The sequence below is a fragment of the Sphingopyxis sp. YR583 genome (assembly GCF_900108295.1).
Classification (GTDB): Bacteria; Pseudomonadota; Alphaproteobacteria; order Sphingomonadales; family Sphingomonadaceae; genus Sphingopyxis.
On the sequence record NZ_FNWK01000005.1, the window covers coordinates 60,804 to 80,203 of the forward strand.

A 19,400-nucleotide genomic window follows, 5' to 3' on the forward strand; every position below is an offset into this window, starting at 1 on the left:
ATTTTTAGTCGTCAGCGGCCGAAAAGGCCGATGCGCAGCAGCAGCAGGCCTTCGCTGCGCAGGTGCCGTTCGCCGTCGTTCGCCGCAATCTCCGCGGCCCAGCGGTCAAGCATCAGGAGCGACCGGTTTCCGACAAAACCGCGGCGTGGCGGCGCGGCCAGAATCTTGGCATGGCCCAGAAGATCGCGCGCTTCGCGCTCACCTTCCTCTACACCCGCGCCCCAAACGAAACCCCAGCGTTTTCCGCCGGCTTCGTCGCCGCCGGACAGCGTGAAAAGCTGCCCGCCAAAGCTTTCGGACGCGGCTTGCCGTTCCTCGTCCGTCTCGGCGAGCAGCATCGCTTCGGCGGCGTCGACGAGCGTATCGAGACCGCCCTGCCCCGCCCATGTCGCCTGAAGCTCCGCCAACAACGGTTCGCCCTTGGGCAATGACGCCGGATCGCTCGCGATCATCGCCGCCATGTCACGCCACCAGGCAAGCTTGATCTGCCCGATCAGCGGCTCGCGAGCATCGAGCAGCAGCTTGGTCAGCCGCGCGGCAAATCCCCACAACGCCGACATGGCGGCGCGCCGCGCGTGCGGCACGGAGACCAGCACGCGCGGATCGCGCATATCGGGATAGAAGGCCGTCTCTTGGTCGTCAGGCGCGATTGCGGACCGCCTTCACGGCTGCGACGACGCGCGGGGTATCGATCAACGCGGCCTTTTCGAGATTGTGCGCATAGGGCAGCGGCACATCCTCGTTGCACACGCGCATCACCGGCGCATCGAGATCATCGAAGCCATGCTCCATCGCGACCATCGCGAGTTCGCTGGCGATCGAGCATGTCGGCCAGCCTTCCTCGACGATGACGAGGTGGTTCGTCTTTTTGAGGCTGGCGAGTACCGTCGCAGTGTCGAGCGGGCGGATCGTGCGAAGGTCGATGACCTCGGCGTCGATGCCCTCGCCTGCCAACTGGTCGGCGGCTTCGAGCGCGAGCCCGACGCCGATCGAATAGCTGACGATCGTCACGTCGCTGCCCTGACGCATGATCCGCGCCTTGCCGATCGGCAGGACGAAATCATCGACTTCGGGCACGTCGAAGCTGCGGCCGTAGAGCAGTTCGTTCTCGAGGAAGACGACGGGGTCTTCGGTGCGGATCGCGGCCTTCAGCAGCCCCTTGGCATCGGCCGCGTCATAGGGCGCGATCACGATCAGGCCGGGAACGCTGGCGTACCAGGGCGCATAATTCTGGCTGTGCTGCGCACCGACGCGCGCTGCGGCGCCGTTCGGACCGCGGAACACGATCGGACAGCGCATCTGGCCGCCCGACATATAGTTGGTCTTCGCCGCCGAATTGATGATGTGGTCGATCGCCTGCATCGCGAAGTTGAAGGTCATGAATTCGATGACTGGGCGAAGACCGCCCATCGCCGCGCCCGCACCGAGACCGGCAAAGCCATATTCGGTGATCGGCGTATCGACGACGCGCTGCGGTCCGAATTCCTGGAGCAGGCCCTGCGTGACCTTGTACGCGCCCTGATATTCGGCGACTTCCTCGCCCATCACGAAGACGCGGTCGTCCTTGCGCATTTCTTCCGCCATCGCGTCGCGCAGCGCTTCACGGACGGTCAGCTTGACCATCGCGGTGCCTTCCGGGATCGCAGGGTCCGACGCGCGCTCTGCGGCGGCGGGCGCCGCAACCGGTGCGGCCGCCGGTGCCGGAGCTGGCGCCGGTGCTTCGGCCTTCGGTTCAGGCGCAGCGGCAGGTGCGGCGGCCGACACCGGAGCGGCCGCTTCCTCACCCTCACCGGTAATCGTCGCGATTACGGTGCCGACCTTCACATTATCAGTACCCTCGGCGACCAATATCTGGCCGATCGTGCCCTCGTCGATCGCTTCGAATTCCATCGTCGCCTTGTCGGTCTCGATCTCGGCGAGAATGTCGCCCGACTTCACCGCGTCGCCTTCCTTGACGAGCCACTTGGCGAGCGTGCCTTCTTCCATCGTCGGCGACAGCGCCGGCATTTTCAATTCGATGGCCATCTCAATATTGCTCCACCAGCACGTCGGTATAAAGTTCATGAAGTTCGGGTTCGGGCGCGCTTTCCGCAAAGTCGGCCGAATCCGCAACGATCTGGCGGATTTCCTTGTCGATATCCTTGAACTTGTCCTCGCTGATGCCGGCGTCGGTCATCAGCTTTTTCAGATGTTCGATCGCGTCGCTCTTGTCGCGCACCGCCTGCACTTCCTCGCGGCTGCGATATTTGGCGGGGTCGGACATCGAATGGCCGCGATAGCGATAGGTCTTGAGCTCCATCAGCACCGGCCCCTTGCCCGCGCGCACCCATTCGAGCGCCGCTTCGGCCGCACCGCGCACCGCGAGCACGTCCATGCCGTCGACCTGCATGCCGGGGATACGGAAGCTTTCGCCGCGGCGATAAAGCTGGTCCTCGGCCGACGCACGGTTGACCGACGTGCCCATCGCATATTGGTTATTCTCGATCACAAAGATGATCGGAAGCTTCCACAGCTCGGCCATGTTGAAGCTCTCGTACACCTGGCCCTGGTTCGCGGCGCCGTCGCCGAAATAGGCCATCGCCACGCCGCCGTCGCCGCGATATTTGTGCGCGAAGGCGAGCCCGGTGCCGAGCGACACCTGCGCGCCGACGATGCCATGACCGCCATAGAATTTATGCTCGACGCTGAACATGTGCATCGAGCCGCCCTTGCCCTTCGAGATGCCGGCTTGGCGTCCCGTCAGTTCGGCCATGATGACCTTGGGGTCGATGCCGTAAGCGAGCATGTGGCCATGGTCGCGATAACCGGTGATCACGCTGTCCTTGTCGCCGTCCAGCGCCGACTGCAGGCCGACCGCCACGGCTTCCTGACCGATATAAAGGTGACAGAAACCGCCGATCAGGCCGAGGCCGTAAAGCTGCCCCGCCTTTTCCTCGAAGCGTCGGATGAGCAGCATCTCGCGATAGAATTTCTCCAGCTCTTCGGGCGTCGCGTCATAGGGGACGGGTTCGCGCGGTTGCTCGCGGTTGGTCGCGGCGGCCGGAGTGGATGCAGTCTTTTTGGGCGCGGGGGAGGTTCGCGCAGGTGCTTTGGCCAAGACGGGTTCCTTTGCATTTAGCCGTTACGGCAAGCCGCCATATAGGAGAGCGGCGACGCACTTGGCAACGCCCACCATGGATGGGGGCGCGTCCAACTTACGTATGCAGCATGGGTGCAGCGAAGCCGCAGCGAAAGCTCAAGGCTTTGCGTCGGGCTCCATCGGAATGATCACCTCGTCGGGATGATAGGCGCCGAGCTTTTCACGGACATATTCCTCCGCGAGATCGGGATCGACGCGGCGGCGATCGAGCAGGTTGACGCGGTTCTGCAACTCGGTCTGTTTCTTTGTCAGCTCGCTGAGGATGACGCGCTGCTTTTCAACCGACTGGCCGTAATCGCCCCACGCGTAGAGACCCGTCGGACCGAAGATGATGTAACCGATCATCGCCAGCACCACCATCACCGCAATGGCCGGGCCGGCGGCCCGGTGCATCGATTTGCGGAATTTGTGGCGCTGCGTCATTCCGGCCCTTGAATCAGAGTTGATTCGCGGCGTCAAGGCGCCAAACACCGCTTTTCAACCGTTCACCGCATCACGACAGCCGCCAGAGGTGCGGCGCCGATTTACAGAATGTACCAAGCCGCATCGCGCCCTCCCACAACTCGATGCTGCGGCCCGCTGCCTGCCCCTGTGCAATCTGCAATGCAAAATCCGGGCTTTCGGCCTGGAAGTCGATGCGCGAGGGTTCGCCCAAGCACTCATCCTCGAGCAAGATGTGAAAGGACCGCATATCAAATACCTTAGATGACGGAAGCTGGTGCGACCAGACTTTCGGCATGTTTCGATCGGCTGACCGTAAGAAACGGAGGGACTGCGGGTAAAAAAGCCGGACCACGAAAAGCCGATCTAGTGGAAAACCGCAACCGTCACGCACAGCGTAGCAAGTTCCAGCCCATCGACCTAAACAATTCGCGTATAACTTAATCTATGTTATGCAAATATCGCCGCGCCCGGATAACGCGCCATGTCGCCCAGTTCTTCCTCGATACGGATCAACTGGTTGTACTTCGCAAGCCGATCCGAGCGCGCGAGGCTGCCGGTCTTGATCTGGCCGCAGTTGGTTGCGACCGCTAGGTCGGCGATCGTCGAATCCTCGGTCTCACCCGAACGGTGCGACATGACCGCGGTGTAGCGCGCGCGGTGCGCCATATCGACCGCGTCGAGCGTTTCCGAAAGCGAGCCGATCTGGTTGACCTTGACGAGCAGCGAGTTGGCGAGGCCGTCCTTGATTCCCTGTTCAAGGCGCAGCGGGTTGGTGACGAACAGATCGTCGCCGACGAGCTGGCATTTGTCGCCGACGAGGTCGGTGAGCGCCTTCCAGCCCACAAAATCATCTTCGCTCATCCCGTCCTCGATCGACTTGATCGGGTAATCCTTGACGAGCGCGGCAAGATATTCGGCCATCTGCTCGGGGCTCAGCGAAAGTCCCTCGCCGCTGATTTCATATTTGCCGTTCTTGAAGAATTCGGTCGCGGCGCAATCGAGCGCGAGCACGACGTCGGTGCCGAGCTTGAAACCCGCCTGGTCAACCGAGGCGGCGATGAAGTCCAATGCGGCGCGCGTCGAGGCGAGGTTCGGGGCGAAGCCACCTTCGTCACCGACGGCGGTCGCCAGCCCCTTGGCAGACAGACCTTTCTTCAGCGTGTGGAAAATTTCGCTGCCCCAACGCACCGCTTCTGCGATGCTGCCGGCGCCGACGGGCATGATCATGAATTCCTGCACGTCGATCGGATTGTCGGCATGTTCGCCGCCGTTGATGATGTTCATCATCGGGACGGGAAGCGTGCGAGCAGAGACGCCGCCGACATAGCGATAGAGCGGCAGGCCGCGCGCGTCGGCCGCGGCCTTCGCGGCGGCGAGACTGACGCCAAGGATCGCATTGGCACCAAGGCGGCTCTTGTTCGGCGTGCCGTCGAGGTCGATCATCGCCTGGTCGAGTTCGCGCTGGTCCTCGGCATCGAGGCCGATCAGCGTTTCAGCGATATCGCCGTTCACCGCGGCGACCGCCTTGATGACACCCTTGCCGAGATAGCGCGACTTGTCGCCGTCGCGGAGTTCGACGGCTTCGTGCGCGCCGGTCGAGGCACCCGAGGGAACCGCGGCGCGGCCGAAGCTGCCGTCCTCCAGAAGCACATCGACTTCGACGGTGGGATTGCCCCGGCTGTCGAGGATTTCGCGGCCGTGGATGTCGATGATGGCGGTCATGGAATATGTCCTGCTGGCGGCCTCGAAGCGGCCGGTGGAGAAAGGCGCCCGCCTGTTATCGGGAGGGTGACGTCAGTGCAACCGCTGCATAGGAATTTTGCGGAGGGATGGAACCATTCGGCTCGCCTTGCTATATATTCTTGCAGGACCAAGAGAGGCCCACCGCATGCGCGGCGCCCGACACGACAGAAGAGGACTAAATGATGGCCAAAGCCGCTACTCCCGCGACGAAGAAAGCCGCAGCTCCCCGTCCCAAGGCCCCCGCGAAGGCCGCAGCAACCAAGGCCGCGCCCGCACGCAAGCCCGCAACCGTGAAGGCCGCCGCCAAGGATCACCCGATCCGCGACCAGATCGCCGCGACGCGCGACACCATCAAATCCGAAGCATCGAAAAAGGCCGCCTCGCTGAAGCAGGAAGCGACGACGTTGAAGAATCAGGCGTCGACTAAGGCGCGCGATGCCGCGAACAAGGGCAAGGACAAGGCGGCCGAAGCCGTCGGCAGCCTCGCCAAGCTGCTCGAGGACAGCGCCGGCACCGTCGACAGCAAGTTCGGCAAACAATATGGCGACTATGCCCGCTCAGCCGCAACGACCGTCGCCGGCCTCGCCACGACGCTCGACAAGAAGGATCTCGACGAACTCGCGGCATCGACGCGCGACATGGTCAAAAAGAACCCGGCAATCGCCGTCGGCGCCGCCACGGTGATCGGCTTCGTGCTTGCCCGTATGCTCAAGGGCAATTCGAACGATTGACCGGACCTTGGCATCTTCTGATCCGAATACCCCGCCGACGTCCGACGCGCGCAGCTTTGATGGCATAAGTCACGGTTACGCCCCCGACGGACGTCCGCTTGCTCCGCCCCCCGTCCCGCTCGAAAAGATCGTCGGCGATGTCGTCGACAATCTTTCGGCAACGGCAAAGGCGGAGCTTGCACTGCTCGAAGCACGCACGGAGCTCGCGCTTCACGGCGCGTCGTGGACGGCGGGCTGGGGTGCAGTTGCCGCCTCTGCTTTGGGTATTGCCATGCTGGCATTGGCCTTCGGGGCGATCCTCGCCTTGGCGCCGCATGTCGGGCCTTTTATTGCAACGCTGATCGTGGTTGCCATTCTGCTTGCGGTCGCAGCCTTCGCGGGCTGGCGCGCGCAGCGCAGCTATGGCGACATTCGCACCGCACTTCGGCGCGACCTCACAAACGAAGGGATCGACGATGCCGCGGACGCGTAATCGCCTGATCGCCGCAGCGCGCCGCTCGATGCTGCAGCGTTCCGAACTGCATCGCCGGCTTGACGTCGCGCGCGCTGCATTCAGACCCGGCGCACTCGTCGATCGCGGCAAGTACCGGATTGGCGAAGCCGTCGACGACACGGCGCATGCCGTGCAGGAACAGTTTCGGAACAACCGCCTTCCGATCGCGATCGCGGCCGCGGCGGGCGTCGCTTGGCTGCTTCGCGAACCGATCAAGGAGCATGCACCGCGTCTGGTGCAAAAAATTCAGGATCTGGCGGCTGATGTCGCCGATCATTTCCGTAGCGCCGACGAACCGGCGGACGAACATGACATCGAAATAGTGGAGGAAGAAGATGAAGCCGTTCGGTGAAACCGCCCGCGAGACGCGTGCAAAAGCGAGTGAACTTGCGGAGAAAACCGCCGAAAACGCACGCCTGACCGCCGAGGCGGCGAAGGCGCGCATTCAGGACGGCTATGGCCGCGCCCGCGCCGCCACCGAAGATTTCGCCGCCAAGGCGAGCGAACAGGCCGGCGTCGCCCGTGAAGCCGCTGGCGAGGCCTATGAAAAGGGCAAGGCGCAGGCGAAACGCGCGAACAGCAAGCTGAAAGATGTCGCCGAAAAGCAGCCGCTGGCCTTGGTCGCGGGCGCCGTCGCGATCGGCGCGCTGCTCGGCTCGTTGCTGCCAAAGGGCCGCAAGGACGAAGACTGAGCCACACTTGCCGTAAGGGCCAAGCGCTGGTAGGGGGCGCGGCTTCTCCCCTCCCCCGCGCTAACCCGCAAGGAAAGCAACCATGAGCAAATTGCATCTCGTGTTCGGCGGACGCGTCGCCGATCCGCAGGGTCTCGATTTCGTCGATCTCCATAATCTCGACGTCGTCGGCCTCTATCCGGATTACAAGTCCGCCGAAAAGGCGTGGCGCAGCGCCGCGCAGCGCACGGTGGACGATGCCGAAATGAAATATGTCGTCGTCCACCTGCACAAGCTGTTGCAGCCGGACAGCGAAGCCTGAATATGACGGCCCTTCGGGGCCGTCTTCTTATCAGCGGAAATTGTCGGCGTAGGCCTGAATCTTCAGCGTCCGTACCGGCGTCGCCGTCACCTCCACCTCGATGCCATTGCGCTCTGCGTAGGCAACCGCCTCTTCCTGGCTCGCGAAACCCAGGCGAAGCTGGCGCTGCGTGTCACCGCTGCCCGCCCAGCCCATCAACGGATCGGCCTTGCGTGCTTCAGCCGGGGCATATTCGAGTACCCAGCGCTGTGTCCCGGCACGCCCCGACTGCATGGCATTCTTGGGCTTCTGGAAAATACGCGCTTTCATCGGGGTCGTCCTGTTCTGGGGCCTGTGCGGCCGCCTTAGCGTCAACCGGCGCACTCGAAAAGGGGCCTATTGCGCATCGCGCCGCGCCTGCGCCGCTTTCGTCATCAGGCTCGGCCGCGCATTCGCCGGATCGTCGGGCCAATTATGCTTGGGATAGCGCCCACGCATCTCGCGCGCGACGTCATGCCAGCTCCCGCTCCAGAAGGAGACGAGGTCACGCGTCGTTTGAATCGGCCGATGCGCCGGCGATGTCAGCGCGAGCACCAAGGGCACCGGCGGATCGCCGATCGTAGGATGGCGCGCAAGCCCGAACAATTCCTGGACGCGCAGGCTGACCGTCGGACCGCCATCAGCACCATAATCGATTGGGTGCCGGCTACCGACCGGCGTCGTGTAATCTGCTGGCGCATGCTTCTCGAGCAATTGCCGTGCAGGCCAGTCGAGCAGCGCCATCAGCGCGTCTGCCAGCTTGCGATCACCCATGTCGCGCAATCCGCGACATCCCGAAAGCAAAGGTTCCAGCCACAGCTCAAGGCTGTCGGCGAGCGCGCCGGTGGATAGCGCATCGATCCCGGCATAGGAGGCGCGCTGGCGTAGGGCCTGCGCAGCCGGCCCCCAACCGATCAGCCCCAGCCCCTTGCTCCGCACCGCGGCCATGCGCACCGCGATATCGTCCTCGGCATTTTCACTGCGCCCCGCCTGCCCCCTGGTCAGCGCAATCGCGCCGAGCCGTCGCTCGCGGCGATGGTCGACGCGGTCGTTGGCGCCATCGTAACTGCTCGCCGAATGGGCGACGATGCGGTCGGCGAACAACGCTTCGACCTCGGCCTGATCGATCGGCGCCGCGGCGAGGATACGCACGCCCGCAGCATGGCCTTGCGCGTCGGCGATCGCCAGCCATTCGCTGCCGGCGAGCGGATCGATCGGGTCGATACGATAGGCCCGCCCGCCGACGCTCAGATATTCGCCGCGCTGCCCGGCGCGTTGTCGCGCGACGCGGTCGGGCCAGGCGGTCGCGATCCAGCCGCCGATCGAACGCGGTTCGATATCGCTGGCTTCCGCCGCCAACTTCTCGCCGATCGTCGCCAGCCGCCGTGCGAGGCGCCACGCGCCCTCGCTGCGCTCGTTCCGCTGCCCGAGCCAGCGCCCAAGCCGCGCTTCGACATCGACGCCGCGCCCGCCGAGCCCCGGCTCGGTCAGCAGCACCGCGAGCCGCCCGGCCGTCTCGCCCTCACCCGCACGCGCCGCGTCAAGAAGCATATGCGCGAGCGGAACCGGCAACGGGATCGCCGCCAGCGCCTTGCCATGCGCCGTAATGCGGCCATCGTCGGCCAGCGCACCAATCGCCTGCAGTCGCGTTTTCGCTTCCGAGATCGCGACGGGCGACGGCGGGTCGAGCCAGCCGAGCTGGCGCGGATCGACGATACCCCAGCTCGCGCAATCGAGCACGACGGGCATCAGGTCATTTTCATGTATCTCTGGCGGATCGAACGGCGGCATCCCCGCAGTCGCCGCAGCCTCCCACAGGCGATAGGCCACTCCCGGCCCCTGCCGCGCCGCACGCCCCGCGCGCTGCGTCGCCGATGCCTGGCTCGCCCGCTCGGTGACAAGCCGCGCGATGCCCGCAGCCTTGTCGAAGCGCGGACGGCGCGACAGGCCGGCGTCGATGACGATACGCACGCCATCAATGGTCAGGCTGGTTTCGGCAATACTCGTCGCGAGGATCAGCTTGCGCCGTCCATCGGCATCGCGGACGAGCGCCTTGCGCTGCAAGGCCGGATCGATCTGGCCGTGGAGGCGGTGCACCGCGAGCGGCAGTCGCGCGTCCTCCGCCGCCGTAGCCGCGCGCTCGATGTCGGCCGCACCGGGCAGAAAGGCGAGCATGTCACCTTCGGCTTCGTCGGCGAGCGCCTGACGCACGGCGGCGAGCACCGATGCTTCCAGTCGGTCCTCGGCACGGCGACCGATGTGACGCAGGTCGAGCGGCCAGATCTTGCCTTCGCTTCTCACCACCGGCGCATTGCCGAGCAAGGCACCAAAGCGCGCGCCGTCGAGCGTCGCCGACATCGCCACAAGCCGTAGGTCGTCGCGGAGCCCCTGCTGGGCGTCGATAGCAAGCGCGAGCGCAAAATCGCCGTCGAGGCTGCGTTCATGGACCTCGTCGAACAGCACAGCCGACACGCCCTGGAGCTCGGGGTCGGCGAGGATGCGGTTACGGAACAGACCCGGGGTCATCACGAGCAGCCGCGTCGCGGGCGACTGCTTGCTGTCGAGCCGTGTCGCATAACCGACCCGCCCACCGACGGCTTCGCCCATCTCTTCGGCGATCCGCTCGGCAGCGCCACGCGCCGCAAGCCGACGCGGAGAGAGCAGCCAGACATTGCCTTTGCACCACGGCTGATCGAGGATTGCGGGGGCGACGCGCGTCGTCTTGCCCGCACCCGGGGGCGCAACGACAACGGCGTTCGGCTTCAGCACCAGCGCCGCCATGATATCGGGCAACACCGCATCTATCGGCAAGGCTTGCATCAGCTGCGCGCCGCCGGATTGCCCAGTTCGGCATTCAGTCGAAAGGCCTCTGCGGCGAGTTTCTCGACGGTCTCTTCCGCCACCTGGGTGGCTTCGGTCATGACCAGATTGCCGAGCTCATATTTGCCGCTCGCCTTGATGCGGGGCTCCACCTCACGGAGCCTTTTGCCGCGCCAGAAGCCGAGCAGCACACGATGCTCCTCGGCGCGGATCAGGATGCACGGACCATTCGCCATGAAGACAAGGTTGGTCCATTTGATCGTCTCGCTAAAGGGGGCCGCACGCTGGATCGCCGTGCGCATCATTTCACAACGTTCGCGCTGCCAGCCGGACAGCGCGGCGATATAGGCGTCGGGGCTGTCCGCCGCGGGGCCCATCATCGCCATACCCGCCTCAATAGGCGCGCGCGACCGCGAAGGCGACGGCTTCGGTCAACGCCGACTTCGCCTGGCTGGCGCTGAAACCGCCGATCGCATCTACCGCACGCTGGCCATAATGGCGCGCCCGCGCGAGCGTATCGGCGATCGTGTCGTGCTTGTGGAGCAGCGAAGTCGCATAGGCGAGATCCTCGTCCGACGTGCGGTGCCCGACGATCGCCTGCTTCCAGAACTCGCGTTCCTCGGCGCTGCCGCGCGCGTAAGCGAGGATGACGGGCAGCGTGACCTTGCCGTCGCGGAAATCGTCGCCGACACCCTTGCCCATCGTTTCGGCGTCCGAAACATAATCGATCGCATCGTCGACGAGCTGGAACGCGATGCCGAGGTTGCGGCCATAGGCATCGAGCGCGGCTTCGGTCGCCTCATCGCGCTCGGCGACGACCGCGGCGATCTTGCACGCGGCGGCGAACAACTCGGCGGTCTTGGCGTTGATGATCGCAAGATACTGGTCTTCGCTCGTCTCGATCCGACGCTGCGCCGAGAGCTGGTTGACCTCACCCTCCGCAATCACAGCCGAGGCGCGGCTGAGGATCTTCAGCACTTTCAGCGAGCCGTCCTCGACCATCACCTCGAACGCGCGGCTGAACAGGAAATCGCCGACGAGCACCGAGGCGCTGTTGCCCCAGATGATGTTCGCGGTCTTGCGGCCGCGGCGCAGGTCCGATTTGTCGACGACATCGTCGTGGAGCAAGGTCGCGGTGTGGATGAACTCGACTGCAGCGGCGAGCTTGCAATGGCGGCGACCCGGATAGTCGAGCAGCTTGCCGCACGCGAGCGTCAGCATCGGGCGCATCCGCTTGCCCCCGCCCGCGATCAGGTGACCCGCCAGTTCGGGGATCAGCGGGACTTCGGATTGCATGCGATCCAGAATGACCGAATTCACTTCGTTCATATCCGCGGCGACAAGCGCCATCATCGGGTCGAGCGAGGGTGGCCGGTCGCCGTGGAGCTGGTGGATTTCCGCAGTCATAACGCGGCGAGCCTTGGCGCCGTGGTCGCAATTTTGCAACGACTTTCGGCTTGCTTCCGCCCCCTCGACGGTGCCAAGCCTGCCGGAGAAGAGAGGAGCCGCCGACCCATGGACGACCAATTGAGCCGCTATCGCCAGAGCATCGACAATATCGACGCCGCGCTCGTTTACATGCTCGCCGAACGGTTCAAGGTGACCAAGGCAGTCGGCGAACTCAAGGCGCGCGATGGCCTTCCCCCCGCCGATCCCGGCCGCGAGGAGCGCCAGATCGGGCGGCTACGCGAACTGGCGCGCGACGCCGATCTCGACCCCGATTTCACCGAGAAATTCCTGCGCTTCATCATCGACGAGGTGATCCGCCACCATCAGCAGGCGAAGCGCGAGCAGGAAGCATGAGCCTCGACCATCCGATCTTCGTCCGCTGGCCGGCACAGCACCCCGACCGCATCCAGCTTTTCTCCGCGCCGACGCCGAACGGCGTGAAGGCGGGCATCATGCTTGAGGAAACCGGCCTCGCTTACGAACCGCATCGAATCGACATCATGGCGAACGAAAGCCATGATCCGGCCTTCCTCGCGCTCAATCCCAATGGCAAGATTCCGGCGATCTATGATCCGAACGGGCCGAACGGAAAGCCGCTGGCCCTATTCGAATCGGGCGCGATCCTGATCTATCTTGCCGACAAGAGCGGCCAGTTCATCCCGACCGACCCGAACGCGCGTTACGAGACGATCCAATGGGTGATGTGGCAGATGGGCGGCGTCGGCCCGATGTTCGGCCAGCTCGGTTTCTTCCACAAATTCGCCGGCCGCGAATATGAGGACAAGCGTCCGCGCGATCGGTACGCGGCAGAATCGGCGCGCCTGCTTGGGGTGCTCGACGAGCGGCTCGCGACGCGCGATTGGGTGATGGGTAGCGAATACAGCATCGCCGATATCTCGCTGCTCGGGTGGGTCCGCAACCTGATCGGCTTCTACGACGCGCGCGAGATCGTCGGGTTCGACCGGTTCGGCCATGTCCAGGCATGGCTCGATCGCGGCCTCGCTCGCCCCGCGGTCCAGCGCGGGCTGGAAGTCACTGCGACTTGACGCGAAAGCAACTCGTCGCGAGGCTCGCGATCCTTCTCGCTGCGACATCGATTCCGGTCGCCGGGAACGCACAACCCAATGGCGATGAAGATCGCGAGTTGCCCGAACTGCACGACGAGCAGATCCATTCCGACGTGCCGCTCTATGGCTATGAAGATGATCTGATCCCCAAGCATTTTTCCGATGACGACGGCAGCTTCGGCTGCATAAGCCGCGTCGCGACCGGCGACTGGACGCTCAGGCGCAATGATGCGGACGAAAACGACGCCTCGGAGTGGATGCGCTTTGGCAATTATGGCGTTTTTCATTGCGCAATTGTCGAAAGCGGTCCCGCGGATCGCGATCGGCTGGAAAAGAGCGGCTACCGCTATTCCTTTTTTGTCCAGATCGGAACGACACGTGTCGCAGGCAAGCCAGTCGAACTGTGGATTCTGCAGTCGGGAATGCGGCCCGGCAGCGACTATCTCTTGCTCGCTCGCCCGCCCAGCAACAGTCTGATCGAATCCTTCGATGTCCTGCAACGACGATGCCCCGCCGCGAACAGACGCGAAGGCCCATTGATGGACGTCTGGAGCACCCGATATTGCGGAGTCAATTCGCGACGAGGCCTAATCGCCTTGGCAAAGGCGATGGCGAAAGAGCCCGCCTTGGCCAAGCTGACATTTGTCGGACCAGGCTATACAGGGGATGCAGGCAAAGCCGAGCCGGAAGCGCCGGTCAAATGACCGGACTATCCCGCCGGTAGCCGCAGCCGCACCAGCAGGCCACCCAGATCCTCGCTCTCTTCAAGCGTGACGCTACCCCCGTAAATCTCCGCGACATCGCGCACGATGGCGAGGCCAAGGCCCGTTCCTGGCTTGCCGCTGTCGAGACGCACGCCGCGATCGATCACGCGAATGCGGTCGTCGGGCGAGATACCCGTGCCATCATCCTCGACGATGATTTCGGCCATATTTCCGTCACGCTGCACCGTCACAAAGACGCTGCCGCCGCCGTATTTGGCGGCATTTTCGAGCAAATTCCCGACGAGTTCGTCGAGATCCTGCCGCTCGACGCGCACGATCAGCGTCTTGTCGCCCTCGGCATCGAGCCTTGCGTCGGGATAAAGCGCGGCGACGGCGCGCGACACGCTGTGGACGCTATCCCAGACAACCGCCCTTGCCTGCGCGGCGCCGCGCCGCCCGACCGCGCGTGCGCGCGCGAGATGATGGTCGACCTGCCGCTGCATCGTCGCAGCTTCGCGCCGCACGGTTTCGGCCAGCTCCGATGTCGAACTCGTCGCGCTGTTGACGAGAACGGTGAGCGGCGTCTTGAGCGCATGCGCGAGATTGCCGGCATGGAGCCGCGCCTCTTCGGCCTGCTTCTCATTATGCGCGAGAAGCGCGTTAAGCTCGTCGACCATCGGCTGCACTTCCAGCGGCAGCGGCGCATCGACCCGCCGGTTCTGCCCGCCGCGCATCGCGGCGATCGCACGGCGGATATGCCGCAGCGGCCATAGACCGTAAAAGGTCTGTAAAGCCGCAAGGATGATGAGCCCGAGCCCGAGCAAGGCGAGGCTGGGGATCAACGTTGCCCGCACCGCGCGGTTCTGCGTGTCGAGCGCTTCTCGCGACTGGGCGATCTGGAACCGCCAATTGGTCTTGCTGCCCGGCAGGATGACATTGCGTTCGAGCACGCGCAGTTCCTCTTCGGGAAACTGGTTGCTGTCATAGGTGTGGATATCGTTATCGATATGCGGCACCGGCGCCTTCAGCGTGCGCTCCCACAAGGAACGCGATCGATAGGGCTCCTGATTGCCGCCACTGATCTGCCAATAGAGACCGCTATAAGGTTCCAGAAAGCGCTGGTCGCCAAGCGGTTCGACCAGTCGCACCTCGCCGTCGGGGCCGATTTCGGACGAACGGATCATCGCGATCAGCACATATTCGAGGCCTGAATCGAAGTTGCGCGTGATCGCACCGGTCAGCACCCGGTCGAGCGCGAAACCACCGCCGATCAGCAGCACAGATATCCATAGCGCCGCGATCGCGATCATGCGCCGCGCGAGCGAGCCGGTGATCCGGCTGGTCAGCGCTTGCGGCTTGTCGGCGCCGGTCTCCGCGACAACGGCCGGGGCGTCGGCCTCCGCCACGGATCAGCCCTGCGGATCGTCGAGTTGGTAGCCGAGCCCGCGGATCGTCGTGATGATATCGGCGCCCAGCTTTTTGCGGATGCGCGTCACGAACACCTCGATCGTGTTCGAATCCCGATCGAAATCCTGATCATAAATATGCTCGATCAGTTCGGTGCGCGACACGACCTTGCCCTTGTGGTGGAGCAGGTACGACAGCAATTTATATTCCTGCGCGGTCAGCTTCACCGGCGCGCCATCGAGCGTGACGCGGCCCGAGCGTGTGTCGAGCCGCACCGGACCCGCAATCAGCTCGCTCGATGCGTTACCCGCCGCGCGGCGGATCAACGCGCGCAGGCGGGCAATCAGTTCCTCGGTCTGAAACGGTTTGGCAAGATAGTCGTCGGCGCCGGCGTCGAGACCCGCCACCTTATCCGACCAGCTGTCACGCGCGGTCAGCACGAGCACGGGAAAGTTGCGCTTTTCGCGCCGCCAGCGGTCGAGCACCGTCAATCCGTCGATCTCGGGTAGCCCAAGATCGAGGATCGCCGCGTCATAATTTTCGGTCGAGCCGAGGAAATGGCCGTCTTCGCCATCGGTCGCGAGATCGACGGCATAGCCGGCCCCTTCCAGCGTCGCCTTCAGCTGCGGGCCCAGCGTGGGTTCGTCTTCGACAATCAAAATCCGCATTCAGGCGCCTTTCCTTTGCGTGCCGCACGATGTCGGCCGCATATATCGACTGTGTATCAATTCCGAACGATCATCGCAAAATGTCGTTGCGGGCAAAATCTCAGGGTTTGCGTCCCACGATCCGGCCGGTGCGGGCATCGACATAGACGACGACGACCTGGCTGCCGTCCATGAATTTCAGGGCGTAGATCATCCGTCCCGCATCGAATTGCGGACCGCCGAGATAGGTCATCTCATTATAAGGCGCCCGCGAACGGACATCGGCGATCAATCGGTTGAGCGGGATGACTTGCCCCTGCGCCGCCGCTTCGCGCAGATTGTCCTGGTCGCGATCGCCGCGCGCGACGGCGGGCGAGCCTGCCGATATCAGCAGCGCGGAAGCGAGGGAAAGGGTCAGGATACGGATCATGGCCGCTTCTCTAACGCGAAGGCATTGAATATGCGATGAATGGCCGGGTCATCCCCGGTTCCGGTTTCCGCCATGGCCGGGACCATGGTGGGCGCGACAGGGATTGAACCTGTGACCCCACCCGTGTGAAGGGTGTGCTCTACCGCTGAGCTACGCGCCCGATCGGTGCATGCCGGAAACCCGGCGTCCGAAAGTCGGACGTCCATAGCCGCTGCGACGGTGATTGCAACGGGCATTTGCTCACTCTTCACGCACAAACCGCAGATTCCATCTGGCAGATACAAAACGGGCCGCAGCTTGCGCCACGGCCCGAGATGTATTCACCAGAAGGTGCCTGTCAACTTAGTTGACGGCGTCCTTGAGGGCCTTGCCGGCCTTGAACTTCGGCTGGTTCGACGCCGCGATGGTCATCGTTTCGCCGGTGCGCGGGTTGCGACCGGTCGATGCCTTGCGCTTGCTGACCGCGAAGGTGCCGAAGCCAACGAGACGGACTTCGCCGCCCTTCTTCAGCGAACCGGTGATTGCGTCGAACACGGCCTCGACAGCCTTGCTCGCGTCACCCTTGGTCAGGCCGCTCGAGTCAGCGACGGCGGCGATCAGGTCTTGTTTGTTCATGCCTAAGGAACCCCTGCAATTGGTTGGTTTCATGATTCTCATGGCCCGAAGCCATGGCGCGTCACTAACGATGTTTGACCCCGGCTTGTCAAAGCAAAAAAGGGCGAAAAACGCCCCAAAACGTCGATTTTGCGACGAATTTGGGGCGTTTTATCGCGAAGCGGGTCCGACTCAGTGCCGAATCGTCGTTTCGGGGTCGCTTCCGGCGGGAACCGGCGGCGAAGCGGCAAGCTCGTCGGCCTCGGTCCATTCGATCGGAACGACCGGGGACACGAGCGCCACGGCAAGCACTTCATCGACATGGCTGACCGGAATGATCTTCAGCCCGCTCGTGATATTCGCCGGAATTTCAACGAGGTCTTTCTCGTTTTCTTCCGGGATCAGCACCGTCTTGATGCCGCCGCGCAGCGCCGCGAGCAGCTTTTCCTTGAGACCGCCGATCGCAAGAACACGGCCGCGCAGTGTGACTTCGCCGGTCATCGCGACATCGCGGCGCACCGCAATCCCGGTCAGCGTCGAAATCATCGCGGTCACCATGCCGACGCCCGCCGACGGACCATCCTTCGGCACCGCGCCTTCGGGCAGATGGATGTGGATGTCCTTGCGCGCGAACAGGCTGGGCTTGATGCCATAGGCCGGCGCGCGCGCCTTCACGAATGACAGCGCCGCCTGCACCGATTCGGTCATCACTTCGCCGAGCTTGCCGGTGGTGCGGACCTGCCCCTTGCCCGACGCGGTGACGGCTTCGATCGTCAGCAATTCGCCGCCGACCTCGGTCCACGCCAGGCCCGTGACGGCACCGACCTGATCCTCGAGATCGCCCATGCCGTGGCGGAACTTACGGACACCCGCGAACTCGGAGAGGTTGTCCGGCGTTACAGTGACGCTGGTCGCCTTGCCCTCGAGAATGCGGCGCAGCGCCTTGCGCGCCAGACGCGCAATCTCGCGCTCGAGCGTGCGAACGCCGGCTTCGCGGGTGTAATAGCGGATAAGATCGCGCAGCCCGTCTTCGGTCAGCTCGAATTCACCGGCCTTCAGCCCGTGCGCCTCGACCTGCTTCGCGATCAGATGCAGCTTGGCAATCTCGACCTTTTCGTCCTCGGTGTAACCTTCGAGGCGGATGATCTCCATGCGGTCGAGCAAGGGCTGCGGCAGGTTGAGCGAGTTCGCGGTGGTCACGAACATCACGTCGCTAAGGTCGACATCGACCTCCAGATAATGGTCCTGGAACTTGCCATTCTGTTCGGGGTCGAGCACCTCGAGCAGCGCCGATGCCGGATCGCCGCGGAAATCCTGGCCCAGCTTGTCGATCTCGTCGAGCAGGAACAGCGGGTTCATCGTGCCGGCCTTTTTGAGGTTCGTCACGATCTTGCCCGGCAGCGAGCCGATATAGGTGCGGCGGTGGCCGCGAATTTCGGCCTCGTCGCGCACGCCGCCCAGCGACTGGCGCACGAATTCGCGACCCGTCGCCTTCGCGATCGAGCGGCCGAGCGAGGTCTTGCCGACGCCCGGAGGGCCGACGAGACAGAGGATCGGCCCCTTCAACTTGTTGGTGCGCGCCTGCACCGCCAGATATTCGACGATCCGGTCCTTGACCTTTTCGAGTGCATAATGGTCGTCGTCCAGAACGGACTGCGCCTTGGCAATATCCTTTTTCAGCTTCGACTTCTTGCCCCACGGCAGGCCGATCAGCGTATCGAGATAGTTGCGAACCACCGTCGCTTCGGCGGACATCGGCGCCATCGCGCGCAGCTTCTTGAGCTCGGCGTTCGCCTTGGCCTTGGCCTCCTTCGACATTTTGAGGCCGTCGATCTTGAGCTGAAGCTCGGCGAGATCGTCACCGCCCTCGCCATTGTCGTTGCCCAGCTCGCGCTGGATCGCCTTGAGCTGTTCGTTCAGATAATATTCGCGCTGGCTCTTTTCCATCTGGCGCTTCACGCGGCCGCGGATCTTCTTTTCGACCTGCAACACGCCAAGCTCGCCTTCCATGAAGGCGAAGACCATTTCGAGCCGCTTCGACGGCGCATCCTCGACGAGCAGGGACTGCTTGTCGGACACCTTAATGTTGAGATTGCCCGCAACCGAGTCGGCGAGGCGCGAGGCGTCCTCAATCTGCGACAGCTGCACCGCGGTTTCGGCGGGCATCTTCTTGTTGAGCTTGGCGTAATTTTCGAACTGGTCGACGACCGAGCGCATCAGCGCGGCGGTATCGACGCTGTCATCGATCGTGTCGCCAACCGGCTTCACGCTCGCCATCACGGCCTTGTCTTCGGTGGTCAGGCCGAGCAGCTTGGCGCGCTCCTTGCCTTCGACGAGCACGCGGACGGTGCCGTCGGGCAGTTTCAGAAGCTGGAGAACGGTGGCGATCACGCCGACGTCATAGAGATCGTCGCGCTGCGGATCGTCTTCACCCGGATCGAGCTGGGCGACGAGAAAGATTTCCTTGTCGGATTCCATCGCGGCTTCGAGCGCGGCGACCGAGCGGTCGCGTCCGACAAAGAGAGGCACGATCATGTGCGGAAAAACGACGATGTCACGCAGCGGAAGAAGGGGATAAGATTGCGTCATTACGGCTCCTGGACGGGCCCCGCGACCGGGCGCACCGCCCTTCTTATAGGTGGTTCATCGCTAATAATATGGCGTAACTTCGCACGCATTCAATGTCGCTGCGCTGAACAGCGCGGCCCTGACCGGTGTCGG

23 protein-coding genes and 1 tRNA gene are annotated in these 19,400 nt (G+C 63.8%); 8 read left to right on the plus strand and 16 right to left on the minus strand.

Going from position 1 to position 19,400, the window contains the following annotated elements; translation table 11 throughout:
* Nucleotides 1-11: 11 nt before the first annotated feature.
* The 6 genes from BLW56_RS19190 to eno form a co-directional block, all read right to left on the minus strand.
* Nucleotides 12-611: a hypothetical protein gene (locus tag BLW56_RS19190; RefSeq protein ID WP_256203703.1), complete on the minus strand. Its 600-nt coding sequence runs from the start codon at nt 609-611 to the stop codon at nt 12-14.
* A gap of 28 nt (nt 612-639) precedes the next feature.
* Nucleotides 640-2,025: a pyruvate dehydrogenase complex E1 component subunit beta gene (locus tag BLW56_RS19195; RefSeq protein WP_093512761.1), complete on the minus strand. Its 1,386-nt coding sequence runs from the start codon at nt 2,023-2,025 to the stop codon at nt 640-642.
* 1 nt (nt 2,026) lies between these two features.
* Nucleotides 2,027-3,097, minus strand: coding sequence for a pyruvate dehydrogenase (acetyl-transferring) E1 component subunit alpha (gene pdhA, locus BLW56_RS19200; protein ID WP_093512763.1), 1,071 nt, complete (start codon nt 3,095-3,097; stop codon nt 2,027-2,029).
* A 138-nt stretch (nt 3,098-3,235) separates the two neighbouring features.
* Nucleotides 3,236-3,562, minus strand: a complete 327-nt coding sequence (locus BLW56_RS19205; RefSeq protein WP_062181780.1) for an FtsB family cell division protein — start codon at nt 3,560-3,562, stop codon at nt 3,236-3,238.
* Between the two features lie 70 nt (nt 3,563-3,632).
* Nucleotides 3,633-3,794 carry a hypothetical protein gene (locus BLW56_RS20700; RefSeq protein WP_177176044.1) on the minus strand — a complete coding sequence of 54 codons (162 nt, stop codon included), beginning with the start codon at nt 3,792-3,794 and terminating at the stop codon, nt 3,633-3,635.
* 236 nt (nt 3,795-4,030) lie between these two features.
* Nucleotides 4,031-5,305: a phosphopyruvate hydratase gene (gene eno, locus BLW56_RS19210; protein ID WP_093512765.1), complete on the minus strand. Its 1,275-nt coding sequence runs from the start codon at nt 5,303-5,305 to the stop codon at nt 4,031-4,033.
* A 203-nt stretch (nt 5,306-5,508) separates the two neighbouring features.
* Between eno and BLW56_RS19215 the strand changes: the two genes are divergently transcribed.
* The 5 genes from BLW56_RS19215 (at nt 5,509) to BLW56_RS19235 (ending at nt 7,543) form a co-directional block, all read left to right on the plus strand.
* The gene (locus tag BLW56_RS19215) at nt 5,509-6,057 is read left to right on the plus strand and encodes a hypothetical protein (RefSeq protein WP_062184033.1); all 549 of its coding nucleotides are present in this window, start codon (nt 5,509-5,511) and stop codon (nt 6,055-6,057) included.
* Between the two features lie 7 nt (nt 6,058-6,064).
* Nucleotides 6,065-6,529, plus strand: coding sequence for a phage holin family protein (locus BLW56_RS19220; protein ID WP_093512767.1), 465 nt, complete (start codon nt 6,065-6,067; stop codon nt 6,527-6,529).
* Nucleotides 6,513-6,902 carry a hypothetical protein gene (locus tag BLW56_RS19225; RefSeq protein WP_093512769.1) on the plus strand — a complete coding sequence of 130 codons (390 nt, stop codon included), beginning with the start codon at nt 6,513-6,515 and terminating at the stop codon, nt 6,900-6,902. Before BLW56_RS19220 ends, BLW56_RS19225 begins: the two co-directional genes overlap by 17 nt.
* Nucleotides 6,886-7,242 (plus strand): hypothetical protein, encoded by a 357-nt coding sequence (locus tag BLW56_RS19230; RefSeq protein WP_093512771.1) that lies wholly within the window; start codon nt 6,886-6,888, stop codon nt 7,240-7,242. The genes BLW56_RS19225 and BLW56_RS19230 overlap by 17 nt, the downstream gene beginning before the upstream one ends.
* 82 nt (nt 7,243-7,324) lie before the next feature.
* On the plus strand, nt 7,325-7,543 hold the full coding sequence (locus BLW56_RS19235; protein WP_093512773.1) for a DUF4170 domain-containing protein: 219 nt from the start codon (nt 7,325-7,327) through the stop codon (nt 7,541-7,543).
* Between the two features lie 30 nt (nt 7,544-7,573).
* On the opposite strand, the gene BLW56_RS19240 is transcribed toward BLW56_RS19235, so the two are convergent.
* The 4 genes from BLW56_RS19240 to BLW56_RS19255 all read right to left on the minus strand — a co-directional run bounded on the left by BLW56_RS19240 (nt 7,574) and on the right by BLW56_RS19255 (nt 11,788).
* On the minus strand, nt 7,574-7,852 hold the full coding sequence (locus BLW56_RS19240) for an ETC complex I subunit (RefSeq protein ID WP_093512774.1): 279 nt from the start codon (nt 7,850-7,852) through the stop codon (nt 7,574-7,576).
* 66 nt (nt 7,853-7,918) lie between these two features.
* Nucleotides 7,919-10,381: an ATP-dependent helicase HrpB gene (hrpB, locus tag BLW56_RS19245; protein WP_093512775.1), complete on the minus strand. Its 2,463-nt coding sequence runs from the start codon at nt 10,379-10,381 to the stop codon at nt 7,919-7,921.
* Nucleotides 10,381-10,767: a DUF1801 domain-containing protein gene (locus BLW56_RS19250; RefSeq protein WP_256203706.1), complete on the minus strand. Its 387-nt coding sequence runs from the start codon at nt 10,765-10,767 to the stop codon at nt 10,381-10,383. The genes hrpB and BLW56_RS19250 overlap by 1 nt, the downstream gene beginning before the upstream one ends.
* Before the next feature lie 7 nt (nt 10,768-10,774).
* Nucleotides 10,775-11,788: a polyprenyl synthetase family protein gene (locus BLW56_RS19255; RefSeq protein ID WP_093512777.1), complete on the minus strand. Its 1,014-nt coding sequence runs from the start codon at nt 11,786-11,788 to the stop codon at nt 10,775-10,777.
* Nucleotides 11,789-11,896: 108 nt separating this feature from the next.
* On the opposite strand from BLW56_RS19255, the gene BLW56_RS19260 reads away from it, so the two are divergent.
* The 3 genes from BLW56_RS19260 to BLW56_RS19270 all read left to right on the plus strand — a co-directional run bounded on the left by BLW56_RS19260 (nt 11,897) and on the right by BLW56_RS19270 (nt 13,601).
* Entirely contained in the window at nt 11,897-12,184 is a 288-nt protein-coding gene (locus BLW56_RS19260; RefSeq protein ID WP_093512779.1) for a chorismate mutase, read from the plus strand.
* On the plus strand, nt 12,181-12,876 hold the full coding sequence (locus BLW56_RS19265; RefSeq protein ID WP_093512781.1) for a glutathione S-transferase N-terminal domain-containing protein: 696 nt from the start codon (nt 12,181-12,183) through the stop codon (nt 12,874-12,876). The genes BLW56_RS19260 and BLW56_RS19265 overlap by 4 nt, the downstream gene beginning before the upstream one ends.
* A 98-nt stretch (nt 12,877-12,974) precedes the next feature.
* On the plus strand, nt 12,975-13,601 hold the full coding sequence (locus tag BLW56_RS19270; RefSeq protein WP_143043522.1) for a hypothetical protein: 627 nt from the start codon (nt 12,975-12,977) through the stop codon (nt 13,599-13,601).
* Nucleotides 13,602-13,606: 5 nt separating this feature from the next.
* On the opposite strand, the gene BLW56_RS19275 is transcribed toward BLW56_RS19270, so the two are convergent.
* The 6 genes from BLW56_RS19275 to lon all read right to left on the minus strand — a co-directional run bounded on the left by BLW56_RS19275 (nt 13,607) and on the right by lon (nt 19,268).
* On the minus strand, nt 13,607-14,911 hold the full coding sequence (locus tag BLW56_RS19275; protein ID WP_093513106.1) for a sensor histidine kinase: 1,305 nt from the start codon (nt 14,909-14,911) through the stop codon (nt 13,607-13,609).
* Nucleotides 14,912-15,010: 99 nt separating this feature from the next.
* Entirely contained in the window at nt 15,011-15,676 is a 666-nt protein-coding gene (locus tag BLW56_RS19280; RefSeq protein ID WP_039573238.1) for a response regulator transcription factor, read from the minus strand.
* Between the two features lie 100 nt (nt 15,677-15,776).
* Entirely contained in the window at nt 15,777-16,085 is a 309-nt protein-coding gene (locus BLW56_RS19285; protein ID WP_093512785.1) for a hypothetical protein, read from the minus strand.
* Nucleotides 16,086-16,170: 85 nt separating this feature from the next.
* Nucleotides 16,171-16,245, minus strand: a tRNA-Val gene (locus tag BLW56_RS19290).
* A gap of 182 nt (nt 16,246-16,427) precedes the next feature.
* Nucleotides 16,428-16,700: an HU family DNA-binding protein gene (locus BLW56_RS19295; protein WP_037510426.1), complete on the minus strand. Its 273-nt coding sequence runs from the start codon at nt 16,698-16,700 to the stop codon at nt 16,428-16,430.
* Between the two features lie 171 nt (nt 16,701-16,871).
* Nucleotides 16,872-19,268 carry an endopeptidase La gene (gene lon, locus BLW56_RS19300; protein WP_093512787.1) on the minus strand — a complete coding sequence of 799 codons (2,397 nt, stop codon included), beginning with the start codon at nt 19,266-19,268 and terminating at the stop codon, nt 16,872-16,874.
* Nucleotides 19,269-19,400: the final 132 nt, after the last annotated feature.